The organism is Segatella copri (assembly GCF_026015465.1).
GTDB classification, from domain to species: domain Bacteria; phylum Bacteroidota; class Bacteroidia; order Bacteroidales; family Bacteroidaceae; genus Prevotella; species Prevotella copri_E.
This window is the reverse complement of sequence record NZ_JAPDUQ010000009.1, coordinates 1-3,136: the sequence shown is the minus strand read 5'-3', so window position 1 is coordinate 3,136 and position 3,136 is coordinate 1. Positions and strand designations below refer to the sequence as shown.

At 43.1% G+C, this 3,136-nt stretch carries 2 protein-coding genes; both read right to left on the bottom strand.

Translation table 11 applies throughout. The features are described from left to right. Nucleotides 1–255 precede the first annotated feature (255 nt). Entirely contained in the window at nucleotides 256–1,281 is a 1,026-nt protein-coding gene (locus tag ONT08_RS16365; RefSeq protein WP_264960397.1) for an IS110 family transposase, read from the bottom strand. 289 nt (nucleotides 1,282–1,570) lie between these two features. After that, a complete protein-coding gene (locus ONT08_RS16360; protein WP_264960315.1) occupies nucleotides 1,571–2,596 on the bottom strand; it encodes an IS110 family transposase in 1,026 nt (341 codons plus the stop codon). Between the last annotated feature and the right edge of the window lie 540 nt (nucleotides 2,597–3,136).

Below are 3,136 nucleotides of genomic sequence, written 5' to 3'. Positions count from 1 at the left end.
ACCGATTCCTAAGACATAGCCAAATTTTTGAGCAACTTTTTGTGTTAATAAATACAAAAGAGGTATTTTGGAACATGCAGGCACTAAAATATCGGTAACAGAAATGGTCAAAAATGATTTTTCTGTTACAAATCGACACGGAACTCGTTCTTTTAATAGCGTATGGCTAGATTCCTAATTAGTTATCCGTGTTTGTGTCTTTACAAGACTCTAAATGGCAGTAGCACAGACTGCTATAGTTCACTTGTTTCGGACTTATGATATTGCAAGTTTCTCATTGCTGCTCTTTGAATCTAACGGTTCCCATTTTCTGTTCTGTTTGCCTATGGCGAACATTCTTAGAACAAGTTTGAACTTAACGGCATTCAATGCCTTGCGTTTTGTGTCTGAATCTTGCTTACCTCCTAATTTACGGTTATAGAATGATTGTAACTCTGCATCATATTGTACTGCAACTGTGGCCGCCATGGATAGATCCGCTTTCGCCTGACCATCACAGCGTGCTGAAGGTCGGGGACGCCATCTCACACTGGTGCCTGAAGTGCGGAAGTGCGGTGCCACGCCGACATAACTGGCATATTGCCTTGCTGTTTCAAAAGCGGTAAAGTTTCGAGTAATGACAATGACATTTATGGCATTGACGAAACCAATTCCTGGTATTGTCAGAAGATTCCAGTAAGTCGTGAAGAGACTTTCGTCTGTAGCCAGCAACTTCTGTTCTTCCAACTCGATGTTTTCAATGTCATGGCTGAGTTTCTTGATGTAGCTATCATATAGCTGGGCGTCTTCCTTTGTGGTGCACAGCTGTCTTCTGTTCATGAAGCATGTACGTTGTTCTACCAGGAACTTACGCTCATTCATCAGTGCCTTGAGTCTCTGCATGATCTTGTCCGGCATTTTATAAGGCTTGACACATTCTGTACCATTATAGCGATAGAGAAAGTCTGCAATCTTGGCAGAGTCAATCTTGTCGCTCTTGTCCTTGGGTCCCATGGGATAATGCTTTATCACATGGGTGGAGAGCATGCAGAACTGATACTTCCTGGCATTAAGAAACTTCTCCAGTTCCATGGAGTAGCTGCCGGTGAACTCCATTCCAAAGAGACAGTTCGAGAGAACCACATGTTTCTTCTTGAGCCATGTGCACATTTCGCCAAATCCCTTGCGGGAATTGTTGAATACATCGTGAGGAAAGTCCTTAATTGGGGTTCCTTCACAGAAAATTGATACGTCAATGACATTTTTTGAGATGTCGATGCCGATAAATGATTTATTTTTCATACCTTTGTACCGCATTTTGCAGGAAGGAACTCTCTATGTCAGGGTAAGCCACATCTTTTACAAGCTGGCGCACAGCTAAATCCCTAAACGGCACTTGACCTGGCATTTCAGGCAGGGGAGACTATATCAGGGAAAGGTCTTTGCCTACGGCAAAATAGTTCACTACCCCCGTCCGGAGTTCCTTCCTTTTCAGATGCTCCGGCAAAGGTAGTGAAAAAAACGCAGACAAAGGACTTAATCGGGGAATAGTTATGCTCTAAGAAGTGCGATAGTTCACTTTTGCTGCATTTTAGTTCTTGTATGCATCTGTCTCCACATATGGTGTTCCACGCTTTATCACGGCAAACATACGAAGGACTAGCTTGAACTTGATGGCATTGAGTACGATGCCACCGCATTTTTCCTTTCTCTTACGTATCCAATAGTCTCTTATTGAAGGATTGTTCCTTATGGCGGAAAGGACAGCTATGGATAAGTCTGCCTTGGCTTCAGAAAAGCCTTTCTTGGAAACACCTGTTTTCTTTCTTACTGAGGTACCAGATTCCTTTTTAAAAGGGGCTATTCCTATGTAACAGGCATATTTGCGAGGATTGTTGATGGCAGTGAAATTTTCCGTCAATACAATAGTTTCCAACGCTATGATGCGACCAATGCCAGGAATGGAGGACAGCAGATTGAAATTTTTGCTGATGCTTGCATCTTCATTCATGTAGCTGTCAATCTCCTTGTCTATTGCTTTCTGGTTTTCCTTCATGTTCTTCAGCAGGAGTTTCTTGCGTTCAACGGATAAGTCTGTGTCGTATGCGCAGATATCATGAAGCTGTTGCTTGTAAAGAACAGACTGCTTGGTGTTCTGCTTACGCTCAGCCAGCAGTCTCTTCAACTTGAAATAGACAGGTGAGGGAAGCTTGGAGGGATTGCGAAGAATCTTCTTGTGGTTCTGCTCACAATAGATTGCTATTCTGAAAGCATCCAGTTCATCAGTCTTGATACGGTCTAGAGAGCGCTGGTCATCATCCAAGTCTGGCTCAAAGCGATGCATTTTGCGAGGTTCCACCATACTATAGATATATTCTTTGGATTCTAACCATAATCTAAAGTTTTGGTTATAGAGTCCGGTATATTCCAGACAGAACAAAAAGGTATCAAAGTCTTTTCCTACCTTTGCGACCCAGGAGCCAATCTTTTTGAACCCAGCATCATCATTGCTCACCTTAATATGAGCATTCTTCCAATCGATGGTTTCACCATCATAATAAGCAAGGTCGAGAGTCTTCTTGGAGACATCTACGCCAAAATACAGTTCTTTATCCATATTATTAACATTTTAGAATTTAATGGAATCAAGAAAGAATGTTGGGTAGGCGAAGGACTGAATCGGTGAATAGAGAATATCTAGGATACTTACTAGTACATCTTAACACCTATTAACCAACTTTAGCTTTCGTGATTCCGGGTGCAAAGGTAAAAGAATACTTACGTCTCAACCAGTAAGCCGCCCCCCATGCACCCCCAATCAGCAAGCTATAGCAAATTATAGCAAGTTATACCCAGGCGGTCCCATCCCGCACAACCATGGCGTAGACCTTTGATGGTCCGCCAACCTTATAGCGTAGCGGTTCCGAGCACCGGAGGGCGGTTACATCCCCGCTTCCTGAGGTTTCTGTCCCCTACAAGGGGAACCGAAGGGGTCGTAAAGACTATTGAGAGGGGCTTGGGGAGAAAGTGGAGCTCTCCTTGCAGGAGAGACGGAGAGGTAGAAAAAAGCCTTTATCAACAAGGAAGGACGGGATGATTTGCATGCAAAGCCATTTTGACAATCATGTGATGTAATCAGAATGAATACAACGAAGAA

What these genes read in the sequence shown, in the direction of transcription:
- ONT08_RS16360 (WP_264960315.1), bottom strand. Translation starts at nt 2,596, where the DNA reads ATGGATAAAGAACTGTATTTTGGCGTAGATGTCTCCAAGAAGACTCTC.
- ONT08_RS16365 (WP_264960397.1), bottom strand. Translation starts at nt 1,281, where the DNA reads ATGAAAAATAAATCATTTATCGGCATCGACATCTCAAAAAATGTCATT.